Below are 16,825 nucleotides of genomic sequence, written 5' to 3'. Positions count from 1 at the left end.
TCTATTATATGCCTTATTTTTATATAAGAATATAGGGAGTTAGACACATTATGGATTGTACGTGCACATAACAAATTTGTCGAACTTAATCAAGAAATGCACCGGATCACAGAAAATCGTCATTTGACTAGTTCCAAAGCAATGTATTCTAATTCTCCGCCCTTAAATTCTCATTCACCTGCCGGATTGTGAACTCATAGAAAGCAAAGGCTTCCGCCCAAGTCTGAAATCCTGCCTGCGCGATGCTATCGCTGCCTCCGCCTTTTCCATTGTATTTTCCTACATATTCTTTGAAGAAGGCGCCGCAAGTAAAGGGTGAATTACTGTTGTTCGCAAGAATGACTTTGTTCTCTGCAACAGTAGCGAGCAGAATAGGTAAATTACTTTCCGATGCTAACTTCACCGCCAGACTTTGCAAATCTTTAAGCGTCTTGTCTTCAAAAATTGTTGCTATCAATTTGCCATCTCTGCTTGCTAACAGCTCCTGCGCCAGATAAGCGTTGTTTTTCTCTTTGAGAGCGGTCAGTTCGGCCTGCAGCTGCTTCTGTTCATTTTCCCACTTTTCAATTCGGTCGATAATCTCGTCTTTACCGGTGTTGAATTTGGATGACAAGGCACCCAAAATCCGCTGGCTTTCATTAAACTCCTTCAGGACACGGTATCCGCATAAGAAGAAAATCCGAGTGTTCCCCTTTTGTTTTTCTGCTTTCAACAGCTTAATCATACCAATTTCGCCCGTTGATGAGACATGTGTCCCGCCGCAAGCGTTGTGTTCCACACCTTTTATCTCGACAATTCGAATATGATCCGTCACTTTGGGCTGTTTCACTAGCTGCAGTTGAGCGACTTCTTCTTGGGTTACAAAATAACTAACAATGCTGTTGTTCAGGTAAATTTGACGGTTCACTTCATTCTCAATGGCACATAGCTGGTTCAGCGTCAGTTCCGGCAGTTCCACGTCAATAGTCGCATAATCAGTACCCAAATGAAAGCTAACTGTCATGGCCTGATAGAGGTCACGGCACACCGAAGAGAGCAGATGCTGGCCGCTATGCTGCTGCATATGGTCGAATCTTCTATTCCAATCGATCTGGCAAGTCACCTTGCTCTCATCGGGTAGTCGTTCCAGCTTATGCAGCACTTCATCTTCTTCGTTGATTACATCAAGCACAGGAATCCCGTTCATATAGCCAACATCGCAGGGCTGTCCGCCCCCATGTGGATAGAAAGCTGTCTCCTTTAGGATGACATAATACCCATCTTCTCTTTCAAGCGTTTGGTGTATGATTGTTTGCCATTCGGTTACATAAGCGGAATTGTAATAAAGTTTTATGGACATGGTGATTTCCTTTCTCTTGCTAGACATTACAAAATCATTAGATGCTAGCGCTCAACCAACGTGCGCTGTTGAGCACAAGTCGCCTATAAGCATCCGGTTTAAATGATGGAGCATGATGCCCGGGTTGTAAATAGATAACTTTCCCAAGACCGTATGATTGCTCCCAGGCTGCTGGATACCTGTTTCCTTCAAATTCGTACTCTAGAAATACGTTTTTCTTGGTAAAAGGGTCAAAATCGAACATATAGGGCTCTTCCTCCATGCTGAAGTCCTCGACACCCTCGAGCAATGGATGATTGTCCGCAGATCGATAATAGTCCAGAGATTGGTAAGGGGGGTGGCCTGTAAACTTAGCTCCGATCATCTGAATCAACTCGTAACTGCGTTGAACTGAAATGCCATTATGGATCACAAGCAGGCCGCCTCCACCCGCCACATATTGAATCAAACCTGCTGTTTGTTGCGGAGTAAGATCACGGTTCCAGCAATCCGTATACGAAATGCAAAGTGGAAATTGTTTCCGATCCAATTCTGTAAAATTATTGTAGTCCTCCGTACCCGTAATCAGAAAATCTTCGCCAAGAATTCCACTAAGCTCCTGCTTGGCAGGCTCCAATGGATGCCATGGAGCATCTGTCATGTCACCGACCAAAAGTACATTCGTTATCTCACTCATGCGCTCTTCTCCCTCACCTTTTGATTTACCAAGGCAATTCCTTCCCGGAGTCTGCTTCAAGATAAACCGGTTTTTCGCGCATCGTATCTTTATATTCCTCTATTCGTTTCAAAATATTAGCAGCCGCTTGTTCCGCTGTATACGTACCCGCCTCGTTCCATGTGCCGCTCATAAACGTTTTGACCCAACCAGGATGGAGAATGAGGACACGTCCGCCTTCTTTTCGAATCTGGTTGTGGATGATCGTGGAACCCATATTGAGCGCGGCTTTGGCCATACAATATCCGAACCACGCTTCACGCCCGCTATTGCCAATGCTGCCAGCTTCCGAAGAAATATTGACAATTAGCTTGCCGCCATCCATGATAGGCTCAATTAAGGCGTTCGACATTCGGATAGCACCGAGGGCTGTCACGTTGTAAACACGCTGAATTTCATCGAAATCGAGCTCGTCTTTCACTGTTTTTTCCGTATCGCCAAGGATAGCCGCATTGTTGATTAAGATATCCAGCTTAGAAGTTTTGCTTTGAATGAAGCTAGCAGCGTTGTTTACGCTTTCGTCTGATCCCACGTCCAACACAAATGCGTGCAGCTGATTTGGGAATTGCGCTGCCAATTGGTCTATTTCTGCGTTGGACTCCATGATACCCCCCGCATATACCGTATACCCTTCTCGCAATAATGACCTCGTAAGCGCTAGGCCTATCCCTCTATCCGTTCCCGTTACACAAGCCGTTTTATTGTTCGACAATTGAACGTCCTCCTCCGTATAGATTGATCGCGCTTTTACTAAACCTCTCCCCAATATACCTCCGTTTCATAGTCGAAGCGCACATTTCCATCCTGTTCATGCCGTTCGAAAATATGCTGCAATTCCGTCATCATCGGGGCATAATTGGGGTGCCCAGCTACGGGAATGTAGGAAGAGGACATCAACCTCCCCTTCAAACCTTCCAAATCGAAAACCTGAGTAATCTCGAATCGTTCAACCTGCATACTTTCGTTCTTGAAGAAAGACGCCAGCGTTTCCTGCGATATATTTTTATGAGTAACTTTTGCATAATCGCTTCCAAATGTACGAAGCAATAAGTCGTACTCTTCTCTGAATGCATTGCCATGTTCCAGACGCGAGTTCCAGATCAAGAGCACCTTCCCGCCAGGCTTTAGAATCCGATGGAATTCGGCTTGTGCAGCTGTGCGATCAAACCAATGAAACGCTTGGGCACAAACAATAAAGTCAACAGACGCATCTGGTAAACCAGTCGCTTCAGCAGAACCCGACACGGTACTATAATTGGCATCTCCGTTTAACATTTGCTCAGCGGCTTCCCGCATCGCTTGATTCGGTTCAACAGCGATGACTTGGCTCCCTCTTTGCAAGAGCAGCTTTGAAAAAATACCAGTCCCTGCGCCGATGTCCGCAATTACTGCATTTGCACGCAGACCAACGACGTCGTACATGTAATCAATAGCCTCTTTCGGATAACTCGGGCGGAATTTCACATAGGTATCAACACGATTCGAAAAACGGTCTTTAGGATTATTCATCTCATACCTCTCCCATCATCATAAATATCCTGCCTAAGAACAAAGCGGCCTACTGTTGTGAGTTAATTGTTGAGTTCATTATTGAATAGTGTTGTTTCATTTGATGAAACAACGTTTCATGATCTACATCTCTATCATATTCAATTATTTGGCAAAAGTCCATAACAAATACATGGCTTTACAACACAAAAAAAGACCGCTAAACGCGCGGCCATTCAAGCTTTTTTTCAACTTCAACCATTCTCGAATTCGGCGGGATAACTAGCGCCAAAAGGCGCATCCGGTCTTGTAAATTGTCCCATTATATAACGGCGTGTTGGTGTTGTGCGATCTAAGAATTCTTGATTATTCTCGAAACGATCTGAGCATCGGACCCACGGCGGACTATAAATATAGTGCATCGTATACCGGTCGTAATCACCATCATGAGCAAATGTCCGATGCCAGACGGCATTATGAAAAAATAAGACCGATCCCGCCGGTGCGCAGATGACATGACCAATCGGTACATCATCCTTGGCTGTTCGAATCGTACTTGGAAGCCGTACTTGGCTTCTATGGCTGCCTGGGATCATCTCCATATTCCCGGTTCTTGGGATGGATTGGTCCGTCAATAAGAAGGAAGCTCGCAGCTGAATCAGAGGAATTGGATATCCGAGTTTACTAAACTCGTAGGCCCCTGACCCGTCCTGATGCCATCCCCCCACCCCGCCGAAAGCCGGCTGTTTGGTACACCAGGCGGACTGCAAAATGAAGCGATCTCCGTAAAGCGCCCTAACTTTGGGCAATATAGCAGGATGATCCATCAATCGCTCCAAAGCGGATTCCGATTCATAGCCTTTTCCCACCTGTGCCCAACCTTTAGCACCCTCTGACTCGTGCAAGCGGATGGATGCTTCCAAGCATTCCTTCACCTCATCCTCTGAGAGTACGTTAGGAATAATCAGATAGCCCCATGATTCAAACATAAATTGATCGAGTTCCGTAAATTCTCCTGGGCTGGATATAGGATTCATCGTATATATCCTCCTTATTTTAAACAATTGATTTATTTCTTAACCGATTGTTCTTCCGTGGATTCCCCTATAACTAAGGCCGATTTTACGATCACTTTATTTGGCTCTGTCAAACTCTCCTGGTTATTCAACAGTTTAAGCAGGAGATCAGCCGATTTAGCACCAATTTCCAGCTCATGCTGGTCAATATGTGTGAAGGTAGGGATTCCGTCTAGCTCTGATGAGGGGTTATCGTACGTTATAATGGAGAGGTCGCGCGGTACCTTCATTCCCAGTTTTTTAACCATACTGGCTACATGCAAGCCCAACTTCAAATTCAAGGTAATGAACGCGGATGCTGTGCGATATTTGAGATAATGATATAACGGGTGCTTTTCGATATGGATCGTATCCGTCACTTGAAAATCTGTCACAATTAAGGCCGGGTTAATCATCGAGCCTTTTTGTTTCAGTGCTTCCATATAGCCCCGAATTCGCTCGTCAACGGTCACAGTATGGATCGAAATATCAGAGCAAATCGCAATGTCCCTATGGCCTTGCTCCCACAGATGGTTGACTGCCAATTGAGCGCTCATCCAATTATCCGAACAGACACAATGCGTATCAAAGCCTGGCAAATAGCGATCAATGAGCACGAACGGAAATTTCCTCAGTTTCAATACCAAGATTTCTTCGTTGTACGTTTCTGCGTCAATTGGAAAAATAATAAGACCAACGGCCCCATTCTTAATCAGCTCTTGAATCGCTTCCTTTTCCTTCTCCTTGCTATTGTGTGTTAGCACAATCGACACATAATAATCGGTGTTCGAGAGCACGGAGTTGATTCCCTTCAATAATCGGATAGCAAAGAAATCCTCCAGTAAGGGTAGAACGAAGCCGATCATTTTGCGTGAGGGTGCACGCTCATCCAACTCCTTCATTTCCGTAGAATCAAGCTGCTTAATCTCCAACTCATTTGCTTTCGTGCAGGATTCTGGACTAACGAAGCTGCCTCTCCCCGGTATCCGGTAAATCCATCCGTCCTTTGCCAGCTGCGTAAACGCATTGGAAACCGTCATTCGACTGACGCCGAATTGCTCCATCAGCTGCTTTTCCGTTGGAAATTTATCATTTGCCCCCATATTGCCCAATTGGATCAACTGTTTAAAGTGCTCTTGGATCTGCAAGTATAGCGGTTGTCGTTCATCCGTCCTGGCTGATACCCGCATTCTGCTCATATATCTCCCCCTCTGAAGGGCTCTGTGTGACAGACCGCCATGCTTCCTCCATATCCCGAATTAAATCGCCTGGATCCTCGGAACCTATATAGAGTCGAACAAGTGAACCTATTTGCTGATCATTATTCGTTAAGACATTTACATTGATTAAACTTTCGAAACCACCCCAGCTGGCTCCTATTCGGAAAAAGTGCAAACGGTCAGCCCAAGACCTTAATTTGACAACCGACTCATCGGACTCAAATGAAAATAAACTGCTGTAGCCTGACATCTGCGTACAAGCCAGCTCATGCTGAGGGTGGTTGTTTAAGCCCGGATGGTTAACCTTCCGGACATAATGCTGCCTGGTTAAATATTCGGCGACCATCAGCCCGCTCGCTTCATGCCGCTGCATCCGCATGGGCAATGTACGCAGCCCCCGCGTCACCAATCCTGCGGTCTGTGGCGTCATAATGCCGCCAAACAACATATATTCCGTCGACATGAGCGGGTCCATGACGCGATGGGAGCCAACCACAACACCCCCCAAGCAATCGCTGTGTCCTGATATGTACTTCGTGATTGAATGGACGACGAGGCTAACCCCCAGCATTAGTGGATTCTGATGGCAAGGCGTCGCCCACGAATTGTCGAGAATCGTTTCTGCTCCTATACTTTGTGCCAGCTCAGCACAACTTCGTATATCCTGCAGTTGGAACATCATGCTAGTCGGGCTCTCCAAATACAGCAGTTTGGTATTAGGACGAACCGCACGCTTCCAGTTTTCCAATGAGCTGCCATCGACAAAGGTCGTTTCGACCCCAAACTTTTGCAAGTAGACGCCTAGAAATTCACGTGTCGGCCCGTATGCTTGATGCGTGCAGATGACATGGTCACCTTGTTTGACAATGGACATAATCGCAGACGATATTGCCGCCATTCCAGATGCAAAGCACTTGGCTCTCTCCCCTTGCTCCAGTTGAGCGAGCTTGTCCTCCAGGTACCTCACCGTCGGATTATTGCCTCTGGAATATACGAAGTTTTCTTGCTCATCAAGTCTAGCCAAGTTGAATTCCTCGTACGTATCGAACGAAAATAAACTCGTCTGATACATAGGAACACTGATGGCGCCGTGATGACGATCATCGTGCGCATCATGCGCCACGATAGAGTACAGGTTCTCCTTTGCGCTCACTACCCCTTCACCGCCCCTTGGGTTAATCCTTCTACAATAAATCGCTGTGCAAGGGCAAACAACAGTATCGTCGGGAGTACAGACAGCACAGTTCCGGCGGACATGGAGCCCCAATCGACATTAAATTTGAGGATAAAAGAATTCATCGCTACCGGCAGGGTCTTTAACGATTCGTTATCGATAAACATGACAGCCAAGAAAAGCTCGTTCCAGTTCTGGACGAAGGCAAATATGAACATCGAGGAAATGCCCGGCATCATGATCGGGATAATGACTCGCATGAGCGCAGACAGCTGGGAACAGCCGTCGATCATGGCCGCTTCCTCCAGATTGGACGGAATTCGCTGGAAGAAGCCTCGCAGCATAATCGTGGAGAACGGGATCAAGATGACCGTATACATGAGGATCAATGAAATTCGCTGATTGAGCAGATGTAAATTAGACATCATCATGTAAAGAGGAGCCAGCGCAATGAATCCAGGAAGCATCTGCGTGACGAAGAATGCAAGCATGATTTGTTTGTGGCCGCGAAACCGGAATCGAGCGAGTACATAAGCGCTGCAAATGGCGATCACGATAACGATAAGAGCTGAAGAAATCGAGACGAGAAGACTATTGGCAATATACACATTAAACTTAGACACTTTGAAAATATTGATGTAATTTTGCAGCGTGAATTGCTCGGGCCAGTAATGAACGGGATAACTGAATATTTCCTTTTGCGGCTTTAACGAAGTGATGACAATCCAGTATAACGGAAACACCATCACGACTAAGTACACGGATAGAAAGGCAACTTTGATGAGCCGATACCCATAATTTCGTTTCATTTAGAAGTCACCTACCTTCTCCGACTTAGTAACCATCAAATAAAACAAAGTGTACAAAAATAACATGACGATCATAATAACCCCGACTGCTGATGCAGCCCCATAATCGCCGTCATAAATAATTTTATTGAGCATTAAGGAGGATAAAATGTGGGTCGCCCCTCCCGGTCCGCCATTCGTCATGCCGTAAATGAGCGTTGGATCGTTAAAGATCCAAATGACCCGCAGCAGCGTTGTGGCGATGATGGTCGGCATGATGTACGGAATCGTCACATATAGCAGCTTTCGATAACCATTAGCTCCGTCGATACTGGCTGCTTCGTACAGCTCTGAAGGGATGGATTGCAGAGCAGCCAGCAGCATGATGGTAAAGAAGGCGATTCCGTACCATACATTAGCTACGATAACGGAGGACATCGCCCATTTCGGATCCGATAAGAACCCGATTCGATCTTCAATAATACCTAGACGCAGTAAGAGATCGTTGATAACACCGATTTGTGAATTAAACAACCATTTCCAAATAAGGCCGATGAGAAATCCCGATAAAGCCCATGGATAAAAAATAAAGGCTTGGTACACGCCTCTTCCCCAGAACTTCTTATTTAGAAACAATGCCAGAATGAATCCTAATAGAAATTGCAGTATAAGGGAGAAAAACACCCAGTAGGCGCTGTTTTTCAAAGCAGCAAGAAATTGATGGTCTTGAAAAGCATCAACGAAGTTTTGCATGCCGACAAAATGTACTTGCTTCAGATTAAACAGCTTATAACTTTGAAAGGCCATCACCACACCCTTAATGAAGGGATAGTATGTAAAAATCAGCACAAGCAGCAGTGCTGGCAGCAAACTGGAGAGAATAAATTTTTGCCGTGAACTCACACGAACACCCCCCGGTAAGAAAAAGCGGCAAGCGATGACCGCCCGCCGCTTCCAACTACTTTCGTTATTTTTTCATTCCCGCTTTCTGATCCAACCAAAATTTATCCCATTCCTTCAGCGTATCGTCACTCGATTTCTTGTCGAGCAAATACGATTGCTGCCCTTTCATGCTCAGCTCTCCCCAGTCCCCCATTGCCAGGATATTTGAACGGCGGGGTAAAGTTGACGAAAACATCTGCTTTTGCAGTCATATCTAACAGTGTCTTGTAAGGACCTGTTTGGAAGAACGTATCCGCTGTCGCCGATGTATGAATCGGTATGGTGCCAATTTGCTTAGAAAATTCTGTATTTTCTTTCGGGCTCGAGAGATATGCGATCAGTTTCCAAGCTTCATTCTTACTTTTGGAATTCGCTGTAACGCCCCATCCTGCAGCTCCCGTACTGACCAGTGATTTGCCGTTAGGTCCAAGTGGCATCGCTGCCGTTTCTAATGTTTTGGGATCCATTTTATCCTGAAGAACCTTGATGACGTCTGGGTCCTGGAGCAAAATGCCCGTTACCCCAGAAGTAAATGCTTGAACCTGATCTTGGAAGCCCCAATTGATCGAGTCCGGCGGCGATGCCTCTTTATAAAGCTTCTTATACAGCTCTAATGCCTGCTTAGCTTCAGGTGTGCTGTATACCGACTTGCCATCCTTCGTAAACGGCGCATCGTCGAGATTCATCACTTTATCGTTATAATCATAGATCATATGATCGAAGTTGCCGTTAGCTCCCGGACCTCCGCGGAACGAGAAACCGTACCGGTTTTGCTTCGGATCGGTCAGCTTCTTGGCTGAATCGACCAGTTCTTCCCACGTCTTCGGTGCAGTAAGCCCCTTGGCGTCGAACCAATCTTTCCGATAAAACATTTGTCTTTGATAAAGAGCATTCGCGATAAAGTAGAGTTTGCCGTTATTCGAGCCAACCACTTTGGACGTACCAGAGAGTGTCTTACTATCCGCCCAACTTGATGCGTAGGTATCCAATGGTTCCAAATATCCATTATTCACATACTCAGCAATGTTCAGATCCCGTACCTCAAGAATGTCAAGCTCTTGCTTGGCGGCAAGCATGGTTCTAATTTTGTTGTCCGCTTGATCGAATGGCGGGGAAATGAGCTCCACTTTAATGTTTGGATTGTCTTTTTGAAATCTAGCTATGGCATCTTGTAGCAGTTTGGTGCGTTTCGGGCTCGTTAAACTTTCAATCATATGAAGCGTTACTTGCTTGGCAGGAGGCTCAGTGCTCTTCACGCTCTCACTTGGCGCTGGCGTATTTCCGCTTGGCGTTGCCGTATTCACGGTGCTTCCACTCCCACTACACCCTGCTAAAGTACCCAACAACATAACGCCGGCAAACATAGTTGTCCATCCTTTGACCACAGCTGCCCCCATATCTGACGCCCTCCTCAATTTAGTCATATTCAACTATATTGTCTTAATTAAATAGATATGTCTTAATAGTGCCGCTTTGTTTAATAAATAAAAAAAACGCTAATGACATTCCAATGTCATCAACGTTTTATTTTTTCTTATACCCCTTCATTAACAACATGGTTTTGATTATGCTCAACGACAAGAGCAGCTCGCATGAGTTCTCTCATGACATCGGATTGCAGTTGTGGATTTAAATAGAGTGTTTTGATGTATAGCTGGCCTTTTTCACTCGACGTGTACTTAGGAGGTATGCGATTTAAAACTAGAGCCATTATATCCTCTTTGCAATGCTGACATCCGCATTTGATCTCATAGCTTTTTTGAAACTCTTCATATAAATTGCTTACGATCTCTTCTACTGCATTAACTAATCCCATACTTGTTCAGACCCCTCTATACCGGCATTTAACTCATTAAACTATCGACTCAATGATTAATTCAACAACCTTTGGTCAAGGTCTCTTGTACCTATTCAAACATGAATATGTTTAGTAAGTGTTAGGCTGTCATAAATCCGCCTTAACGGACATTTCCTTATCAGCGAACTCCTTAAAAAACAATCTATCTTTAGAAATAAAAAATGAGTGAGCTCTTATTATGAGCTCCCTCATTTAGTTGATTCTACGCGATTTCCGTGCTATTTAAGAATGCTTTCAACCGCTCTAATTGAAGAAGATGATGGCGATAATGCATCTCAATAAGTGCAAACCATTCTTTCGCGTTAAGCGCTCCTAATCTCGGATGCATCGAGGTAAATCTCGGAGATAAATCCTCAATAAAAGGCTCGATTTCTTTCATTCTTTGGAGTACCGCATGCATGCCATCGGTGATCTGCTGTTTACTAGCTGGCTGCTCGGGCGTATATTGCGGAGAAGCTGGAACACTAATGCGTTCAGGAGGAAAACCGCCAAGCCTAAAGACGGCTTCTCCCGCTTCCGTTTTTTCTCCTGCAGATTCGACTGCATTTGCGCTCTGACTTAGGCATTTCTCAACGTTGGCAATCTGCATGTTAAGAGCTGTTTTGACGAGATGGAGGTACAATTGTCCAAGCGACCATTCATTCTCGTTTGGCTGGAGCTTTAGTTGCTCTAAGTCCAGTAAATTTAATTCGTCTAGGTAATGGTGCGTATGTTCCTCAATTCGTTCCAAAATTACGGCTGTATTCATCATATTATTAGCTCCTCTCGAATCTTTTAACTTAAGTATACAAAATACCACTGACAACTGTATGTCAGTAGTGTTTTTGCGTTTTAAGACTTTAGCCTAAGAATCCCCGCTTGTAAGTAATTGTAAATTGAACACGATTTTGGGTATAACACAAGCAAATTAGAGTCTGCTTTAAATTCATCGAAGCCTGCTCCTTCACCAAGGAAGAAAGTCACTTTAACAACATCTTTCAACGAAGCACCTGATTCTTCTAAAATTGCTTTAAGGTTTTCTAATGCCCTTCTCGCTTGCTCTTCCAATGTATTTCCTACTAACCTTCCTGTTTCAGGATCAAAAGGTCCTTGTCCAGCTTCGTATTTCTGACCAAGAATCTCTTGTGATTCGCCACGGAGTACAATTTTGTAGGATTAGTTGTTGCGCATTTTAGCCCCCCGTTGAATAATTCAATAAACCCAAAAAATCCCTGCATTTCTTCGTGATTTTTACTCAATTAACACTCTACGGAAGCCTCATGACTTCCTTCTCTTGTAAGTCATACAATGCTAGCTTATAGTTGATTTTTTCAAAGTTTTTATAAGTCTCCAAGAACGCAGCGCCATAATAAAATGCAACCATTCATAAAGTAGCAATCATTACAAGGGCAAGCAGCGGTTCGAAAACAACCTAAACAATAAGCCGGCATGAGCGCCATAAAATAGCAGCTCATACCGGCTTATCTACTGTTGATAAAATAAGGAGGATAAATAATCGGATGTTTATTCCTAGCGATAGCAATCATTGCAGAACTTTTTGGTCCGAATCAAGGTAAATATTGATTTTCATAGTACTTGACTAATTCAATGACCATGGCCCCCATCCGTTCGATTTCAGGTACAACGACGAGGTCCAATCCTTCATCTCTCAATGCTTCTTCCGTTACTTTGCCAACCGCTACTGCACGGACACGTGAGTTGAAAGATTCTCTAACTGTATCTGCGAACCCTTGACGTTTCGCATAGTTAAACAAATATCGCACCTGCACCGCGGTAGTGAAACAAACAGCGTCTATCGAACTCGTAGAAAGCTCATGACACAGCATCTCCAAAGTAGATGATTCCGGTTCAACATGCCGATAAGGCAGCAGTTGAATCACATTCGCTCCTCGATTCTCTAAGAATTGGATCAAATCGGGCTGAGGTTCGCCATGTAACTGGACAACGACTGTTTGTCCCGCGAAATCGCAAAAGTCCATACTTCGAATTAAACCTTGCGTTGTTCCATCCTCGTCGACAATTTCAGGTATTATGTCCAATTTCTTAAGCAAAGCATACGTCTTATATCCGCGTGCCGATACCTTCGCTTCTTTCAATTTTTGAATCAATGCGGCATGAATTCCTAAGCGTTCTGCAGCACCCAGCAGCGTATCTGTTCCGGTCCCTGTTGTAAGAACAAACCAATCAATCTTATTATTCACGCAAAATAATAATTCTCGTTCTATCGCCGACTCATCAAAATATAAAAGACCTTGCAAAGAACGAATGACAGGGATACCTCCCTGCTTCTCAATCAATAGGCTCATTTCCTCTATTTTTCTTGAGCCCGCAATTACGATTTTCTTGTTGCTCAGCTTTCCCATGTACGATGAATCCCCCTTTTTAAAATAACCACGCTTCGCATTGGTTAACGAAGGCGTGGTCATTATTAACCGATCGAATACCGAATATAAGCTAACAAGGCTAACAATCCTGCAGCAATTGAAATTACGTAGAAAGATGTAAGCCGAACCCATTTGACCTCTGTTTTTTGGAAATAGGTTTGATCACCTTCCCGATTCTTACGAGAAAAACCAACCATAAAGGTAACGACTAAACCAAATAATAGTATGATTGAAAATATCCCAAAATAGATATACATATTCATAAAATAACCACCTTATCTTTGTAAATTGGTCCGTCGGAGAAAATTATAGCGGAATTTGATCCGAAAATCATCAACCACTTTCGTGCTATTTATACCATCCAATTTCTCAACTAGTGCAAAAGGCATGTTATTCTCATACTATTTAGAGAAAATCGATGGGAAATCATATGAAACTAGCTCATATAAATTCTGATATGACCAAAAAGGACCTCCCACTATTGGCGGAAGTCCTTATAAATACGTTCTTTATGGTAGATCCCCCTCAAGGTTTATAACCCCTTTGGGACAGCCGCTTAATTGCTTATTTATGCTCGTATTATGACTTCAATCCGCTCACAAGCTCTTCAATCGCTTCACTCAGTGGCGTAACTGGTCGGCCAAGAAGTGTCGGAAGATCGTTACTTTCTAGGTCTAAAACGCCATCTCTTATCGCACTTTGGATGGCAACTAGAATGGGAACGACTTGCTCAGGAACTCCTGCACCAGCCATGATTTTACCGTACGTCTCATCGTCAACATGCTGAATTGGAACTTCACGATTAAGGACCTTAGATAGAACCGCCGTAAGGTCATCATGAGTGATTGGTGTTCCGGAGAGCTCATAAACCTTATTTTCATGTCCGTTACCTGTAAGAACATTTGCTGCCGCTTGTGCATAATCGCCGCGAGAAGCCCACCCTACTTTGCCGGCTCCTGCCGAAGTCACAAGCGGTGCGCCAGCCAATACGCCTTGTATCGTTCCAATCTCATTCTCGATGTACCAGTTATTACGCAGGAATGCGTATGGAATTCCCGTTTTGCGAATCGCTTCTTCTGTCGCACGATGCACGGGTACTAGAAACAGTGAGCTTTCCTCTGCGTTTGTGGCGCTTGTGTATGCAATAAAACCAACCCCAGCGCGCTCAGCCGCGGATACAGCTGTTAAATGTTGACGAATGCGAGTTTCGTTATCCCCTTGCGTCGAAACGATAAGCAAGCGGTCAACGCCAGCGAAAGCTTTATCAAGTGATGCTGGATCATCAAAATCACCATGGCGAACCTCAACTCCCCGCGAACGTAAATCGGATGCTTTCTCCGTATCTCTTACGCTAACAGCAACTCTTTCAGCTGGTACGGATGCGAGTAATGCCTCCACCACTTTTGATCCCAATTGTCCTGTAGCACCTGTTACTAAAATTTTCATTTGTCAAAACCTCCATCGGATTATTTAATAATGAGTTAGAATCACTCTAGTTATAACCAATATGGTTACAACTAAATTATAAAAATTAGCTCATTTAAGAGCTATTTTTATTTAAAATTAGCTATCAGTTGTTGCAAGGAAACGTTAGACAATCTTTGTTCCATCGCGGTTTGAGCATCACGCATTTCTGCACGGAGGGCCGATTCAATATTTCTTCCTACCGTACAATTAGGGTTGGGATGATTGTGGAAATTAAACAATTCCCCATTCTCGATCACTTCCACTGCCCGGTATACATCAAGTAATGTAATCTGGTCCGTATCCTTGCACAGCGAAGTCCCGCCAACTCCAGCACGAACTTCAACGAGTCCTGCCTTCTTCAGCATCCCAATAATTTTGCGAATGATAACAGGATTCGTATTCACGCTGCCAGCAATGAAATCACCTGTACATTCTGTTGGTATGGTCGCTATTAGCGATAGGATATGAACAGCTATCGAAAATCGACTGCTAATCTGTTTCATTCTTCATCACCTACTCGTTGTAACCATTATAGTTCCAACTAACATGGATGTCAAGTTTGATAGTTAAGTTAAATCGTTATATTCGTTATATGTTCCAAAATACGTTCTTTGATTTCCAATGGGTTCTCAATCTGAAAAACAACTTTTCCAAACTGATGATTATTTAATTCAAGGATGACGACATCCTCATGGTTCTCGTAGGAAATGAAACACCATTTATCTCCGATCAGAAAACGTCCTTCTCGAATGTCAGCGATGGATGTACCTACTCTAAATTGAAACATGGATAACTTAAAGTCATCTATGGAAACATTCGAGATATCCGAATAAGGAATTTCAACAAGTTGTTTCAAAGCAGCCGCACTTGTCAATCCCGATAGATGAAGAATAAGCGCATCGTTCGTAAATTCAATTGTTCTAGCCATTTTAACTACCTCCGCTTTATAAATTTGGTATGTTCAAGTGGAAACAACTATAGTATGACTGAGTATGCAAAATCGTTCAAATCATTTTAAAAATAATTAAAAAAAGAGCTGCTCCTTAAGGTCAATTTGACCGTGAGAGACAGCCTAAAAATTAATCGTTATGGCATTTTACTCCTTATTTTTTGTATCCTTGATAAGATCTTTCTTCCAAAATTCGATGACAATATGGTCCGCCAATTCCATGGAAGCCCATGAATTTTTATATTTAAAGTCGTATTCTTCCATTTTTTTCACTGTCATATCTACTTCGGATTTTTTTACTCTTAATTCCATAGAAATACAATTAGTAAGAATAGTTGTTAGCTCAATTAGTTCTTTATTTGGATTTTCAGTAGTCGTCAATTTATTCGCACCCTTCTAGTTTTATGGCTCATGATTAGGTTAGTTAAGAAGAAAAAGAACTCCTTTCGGAGTTCTTCATGACGGTGAATTGATTGATGGTACTTATGCCTTGATCCTTACTTAGCTTGGTCTATACCTCATCCATTATTGCAGTACATGTACTACACTAAGTGTTTGCGGCACATCTCCTCGCTTCTATACGGATTCAAAAACAACTTCCCTGGTATTTATCTCGTTGAATGTACAACGGAACCACACCTCTCTTGTTTCACCGTCATAAGTAGTATGTCGGATCTGACACTAATTATACACGTTCATTTTAATAAAAAGAGTCACGCCCATTGTTGATTCTTCCATACTTTATGTAATTCTCAAGGTGCCCGTCCTATGATGAAGCAGTAAGATCCAAGCTCCAGTCATTGCATCGCATAAAGCTCCCTGGCGGGTATTCGAAGCTGCACTCAGTAATGAACGTGAAGCCGAGTTTCCGGCAAATAGCATTCGATGCGGGATTGTCGACTGACGGAAACGCATGAATGTGCCTGACCTTCTGTTCCGCCCTGGCGCTTGCAACAGCCGCCGCGGTTGCTTGGCTTGCGATACCTCTTCCTTGGAAAGTCGGCAAAACACCCCAACCGATTTCATACACGGTCTCTTCCCGCCAGACACGTTCCCAATACCCGATGTTGCCGACAGCGACTAATTCCGGAAGCAGGACAATGCTGAACATCCGGCCATTTCCCTTGCCGCCAATCTCGACGTAACGTTTGTGGCGCGATAGGATCTGTTCCTCCGTCTCCGGGCCACCCAAGTGTTCCAGCATCTCTGGTGCATTCATTTGGAACAGTAGTGAAAGATCAGCCTCTGCCCATGGCTCGATCCGCACCTGCGAATCGTTCGTTCGATTAAGCATCATTCTCACTCCTAATGAAGAAATCATGTCATAATAAGTACTTTTTCATTGTACTTCTGACCATGATCCTCATCAAGTTTTAGATTCCTTTTTACGTTATTCATGTTCTGCACGTTAAACAATCCCATTTAGCTTTGAAAAACGCAAAAAGC

General features: G+C 43.9%; 20 protein-coding genes. All 20 read right to left on the bottom strand.

Annotated elements, in window-relative coordinates; genetic code table 11:
* Positions 1–148 precede the first annotated feature (148 nt).
* Entirely contained in the window at positions 149–1,339 is a 1,191-nt protein-coding gene (locus ACBP55_RS18395) for an alanyl-tRNA editing protein (RefSeq protein ID WP_464653099.1), read from the bottom strand.
* Positions 1,340–1,376: 37 nt separating this feature from the next.
* A complete protein-coding gene (locus tag ACBP55_RS18390; RefSeq protein ID WP_464653098.1) occupies positions 1,377–2,015 on the bottom strand; it encodes a ThuA domain-containing protein in 639 nt (212 codons plus the stop codon).
* 25 nt (positions 2,016–2,040) lie between these two features.
* Entirely contained in the window at positions 2,041–2,766 is a 726-nt protein-coding gene (locus tag ACBP55_RS18385) for an SDR family NAD(P)-dependent oxidoreductase (protein WP_464653097.1), read from the bottom strand.
* 38 nt (positions 2,767–2,804) lie between these two features.
* Positions 2,805–3,563: a class I SAM-dependent methyltransferase gene (locus ACBP55_RS18380; RefSeq protein WP_464653096.1), complete on the bottom strand. Its 759-nt coding sequence runs from the start codon at positions 3,561–3,563 to the stop codon at positions 2,805–2,807.
* Positions 3,564–3,796: 233 nt separating this feature from the next.
* Positions 3,797–4,579 (bottom strand): phytanoyl-CoA dioxygenase family protein, encoded by a 783-nt coding sequence (locus ACBP55_RS18375; RefSeq protein WP_464653095.1) that lies wholly within the window; start codon positions 4,577–4,579, stop codon positions 3,797–3,799.
* 32 nt (positions 4,580–4,611) lie between these two features.
* On the bottom strand, positions 4,612–5,796 hold the full coding sequence (locus ACBP55_RS18370) for a GntR family transcriptional regulator (RefSeq protein WP_464653094.1): 1,185 nt from the start codon (positions 5,794–5,796) through the stop codon (positions 4,612–4,614).
* Positions 5,762–6,970, bottom strand: a complete 1,209-nt coding sequence (locus tag ACBP55_RS18365; RefSeq protein ID WP_464653093.1) for a trans-sulfuration enzyme family protein — start codon at positions 6,968–6,970, stop codon at positions 5,762–5,764. The genes ACBP55_RS18370 and ACBP55_RS18365 overlap by 35 nt, the downstream gene beginning before the upstream one ends.
* Positions 6,970–7,800 carry a carbohydrate ABC transporter permease gene (locus tag ACBP55_RS18360; protein ID WP_173190835.1) on the bottom strand — a complete coding sequence of 277 codons (831 nt, stop codon included), beginning with the start codon at positions 7,798–7,800 and terminating at the stop codon, positions 6,970–6,972. Before ACBP55_RS18360 ends, ACBP55_RS18365 begins: the two co-directional genes overlap by 1 nt.
* Positions 7,801–8,682: a carbohydrate ABC transporter permease gene (locus tag ACBP55_RS18355; protein WP_029194942.1), complete on the bottom strand. Its 882-nt coding sequence runs from the start codon at positions 8,680–8,682 to the stop codon at positions 7,801–7,803.
* Positions 8,683–8,807: 125 nt separating this feature from the next.
* Positions 8,808–10,118 carry an ABC transporter substrate-binding protein gene (locus ACBP55_RS18350; protein WP_464653092.1) on the bottom strand — a complete coding sequence of 437 codons (1,311 nt, stop codon included), beginning with the start codon at positions 10,116–10,118 and terminating at the stop codon, positions 8,808–8,810.
* Positions 10,119–10,255: 137 nt separating this feature from the next.
* Positions 10,256–10,537, bottom strand: coding sequence for a late competence development ComFB family protein (locus tag ACBP55_RS18345; protein WP_464653091.1), 282 nt, complete (start codon positions 10,535–10,537; stop codon positions 10,256–10,258).
* A gap of 244 nt (positions 10,538–10,781) precedes the next feature.
* Positions 10,782–11,330, bottom strand: coding sequence for a DinB family protein (locus ACBP55_RS18340; RefSeq protein WP_464653090.1), 549 nt, complete (start codon positions 11,328–11,330; stop codon positions 10,782–10,784).
* 80 nt (positions 11,331–11,410) lie between these two features.
* Positions 11,411–11,698 carry a Rid family hydrolase gene (locus tag ACBP55_RS18335; RefSeq protein ID WP_464653345.1) on the bottom strand — a complete coding sequence of 96 codons (288 nt, stop codon included), beginning with the start codon at positions 11,696–11,698 and terminating at the stop codon, positions 11,411–11,413.
* Positions 11,699–12,126: 428 nt separating this feature from the next.
* A complete protein-coding gene (locus ACBP55_RS18330) occupies positions 12,127–12,942 on the bottom strand; it encodes a uroporphyrinogen-III synthase (RefSeq protein ID WP_464653089.1) in 816 nt (271 codons plus the stop codon).
* A gap of 65 nt (positions 12,943–13,007) precedes the next feature.
* Positions 13,008–13,226 carry a hypothetical protein gene (locus ACBP55_RS18325; RefSeq protein WP_060645074.1) on the bottom strand — a complete coding sequence of 73 codons (219 nt, stop codon included), beginning with the start codon at positions 13,224–13,226 and terminating at the stop codon, positions 13,008–13,010.
* Positions 13,227–13,542: 316 nt separating this feature from the next.
* The gene (locus tag ACBP55_RS18320) at positions 13,543–14,409 is read right to left on the bottom strand and encodes an SDR family oxidoreductase (protein WP_464653088.1); all 867 of its coding nucleotides are present in this window, start codon (positions 14,407–14,409) and stop codon (positions 13,543–13,545) included.
* 107 nt (positions 14,410–14,516) lie between these two features.
* Positions 14,517–14,933: an Rrf2 family transcriptional regulator gene (locus ACBP55_RS18315; RefSeq protein WP_464653087.1), complete on the bottom strand. Its 417-nt coding sequence runs from the start codon at positions 14,931–14,933 to the stop codon at positions 14,517–14,519.
* A gap of 68 nt (positions 14,934–15,001) precedes the next feature.
* Complete coding sequence (locus ACBP55_RS18310) at positions 15,002–15,358, bottom strand: hypothetical protein (RefSeq protein WP_464653086.1); 357 nt, start codon at positions 15,356–15,358, stop codon at positions 15,002–15,004.
* Positions 15,359–15,526: 168 nt separating this feature from the next.
* Positions 15,527–15,760 (bottom strand): hypothetical protein, encoded by a 234-nt coding sequence (locus tag ACBP55_RS18305; protein WP_464653085.1) that lies wholly within the window; start codon positions 15,758–15,760, stop codon positions 15,527–15,529.
* A gap of 385 nt (positions 15,761–16,145) precedes the next feature.
* The gene (locus ACBP55_RS18300) at positions 16,146–16,673 is read right to left on the bottom strand and encodes a GNAT family N-acetyltransferase (protein WP_464653344.1); all 528 of its coding nucleotides are present in this window, start codon (positions 16,671–16,673) and stop codon (positions 16,146–16,148) included.
* Positions 16,674–16,825: the final 152 nt, after the last annotated feature.

It is taken from the genome of Paenibacillus sp. WG02, assembly GCF_055396115.1.
Note: the sequence above shows the minus strand (reverse complement) of the source record. Positions and strands in the feature narration are given on the sequence as shown.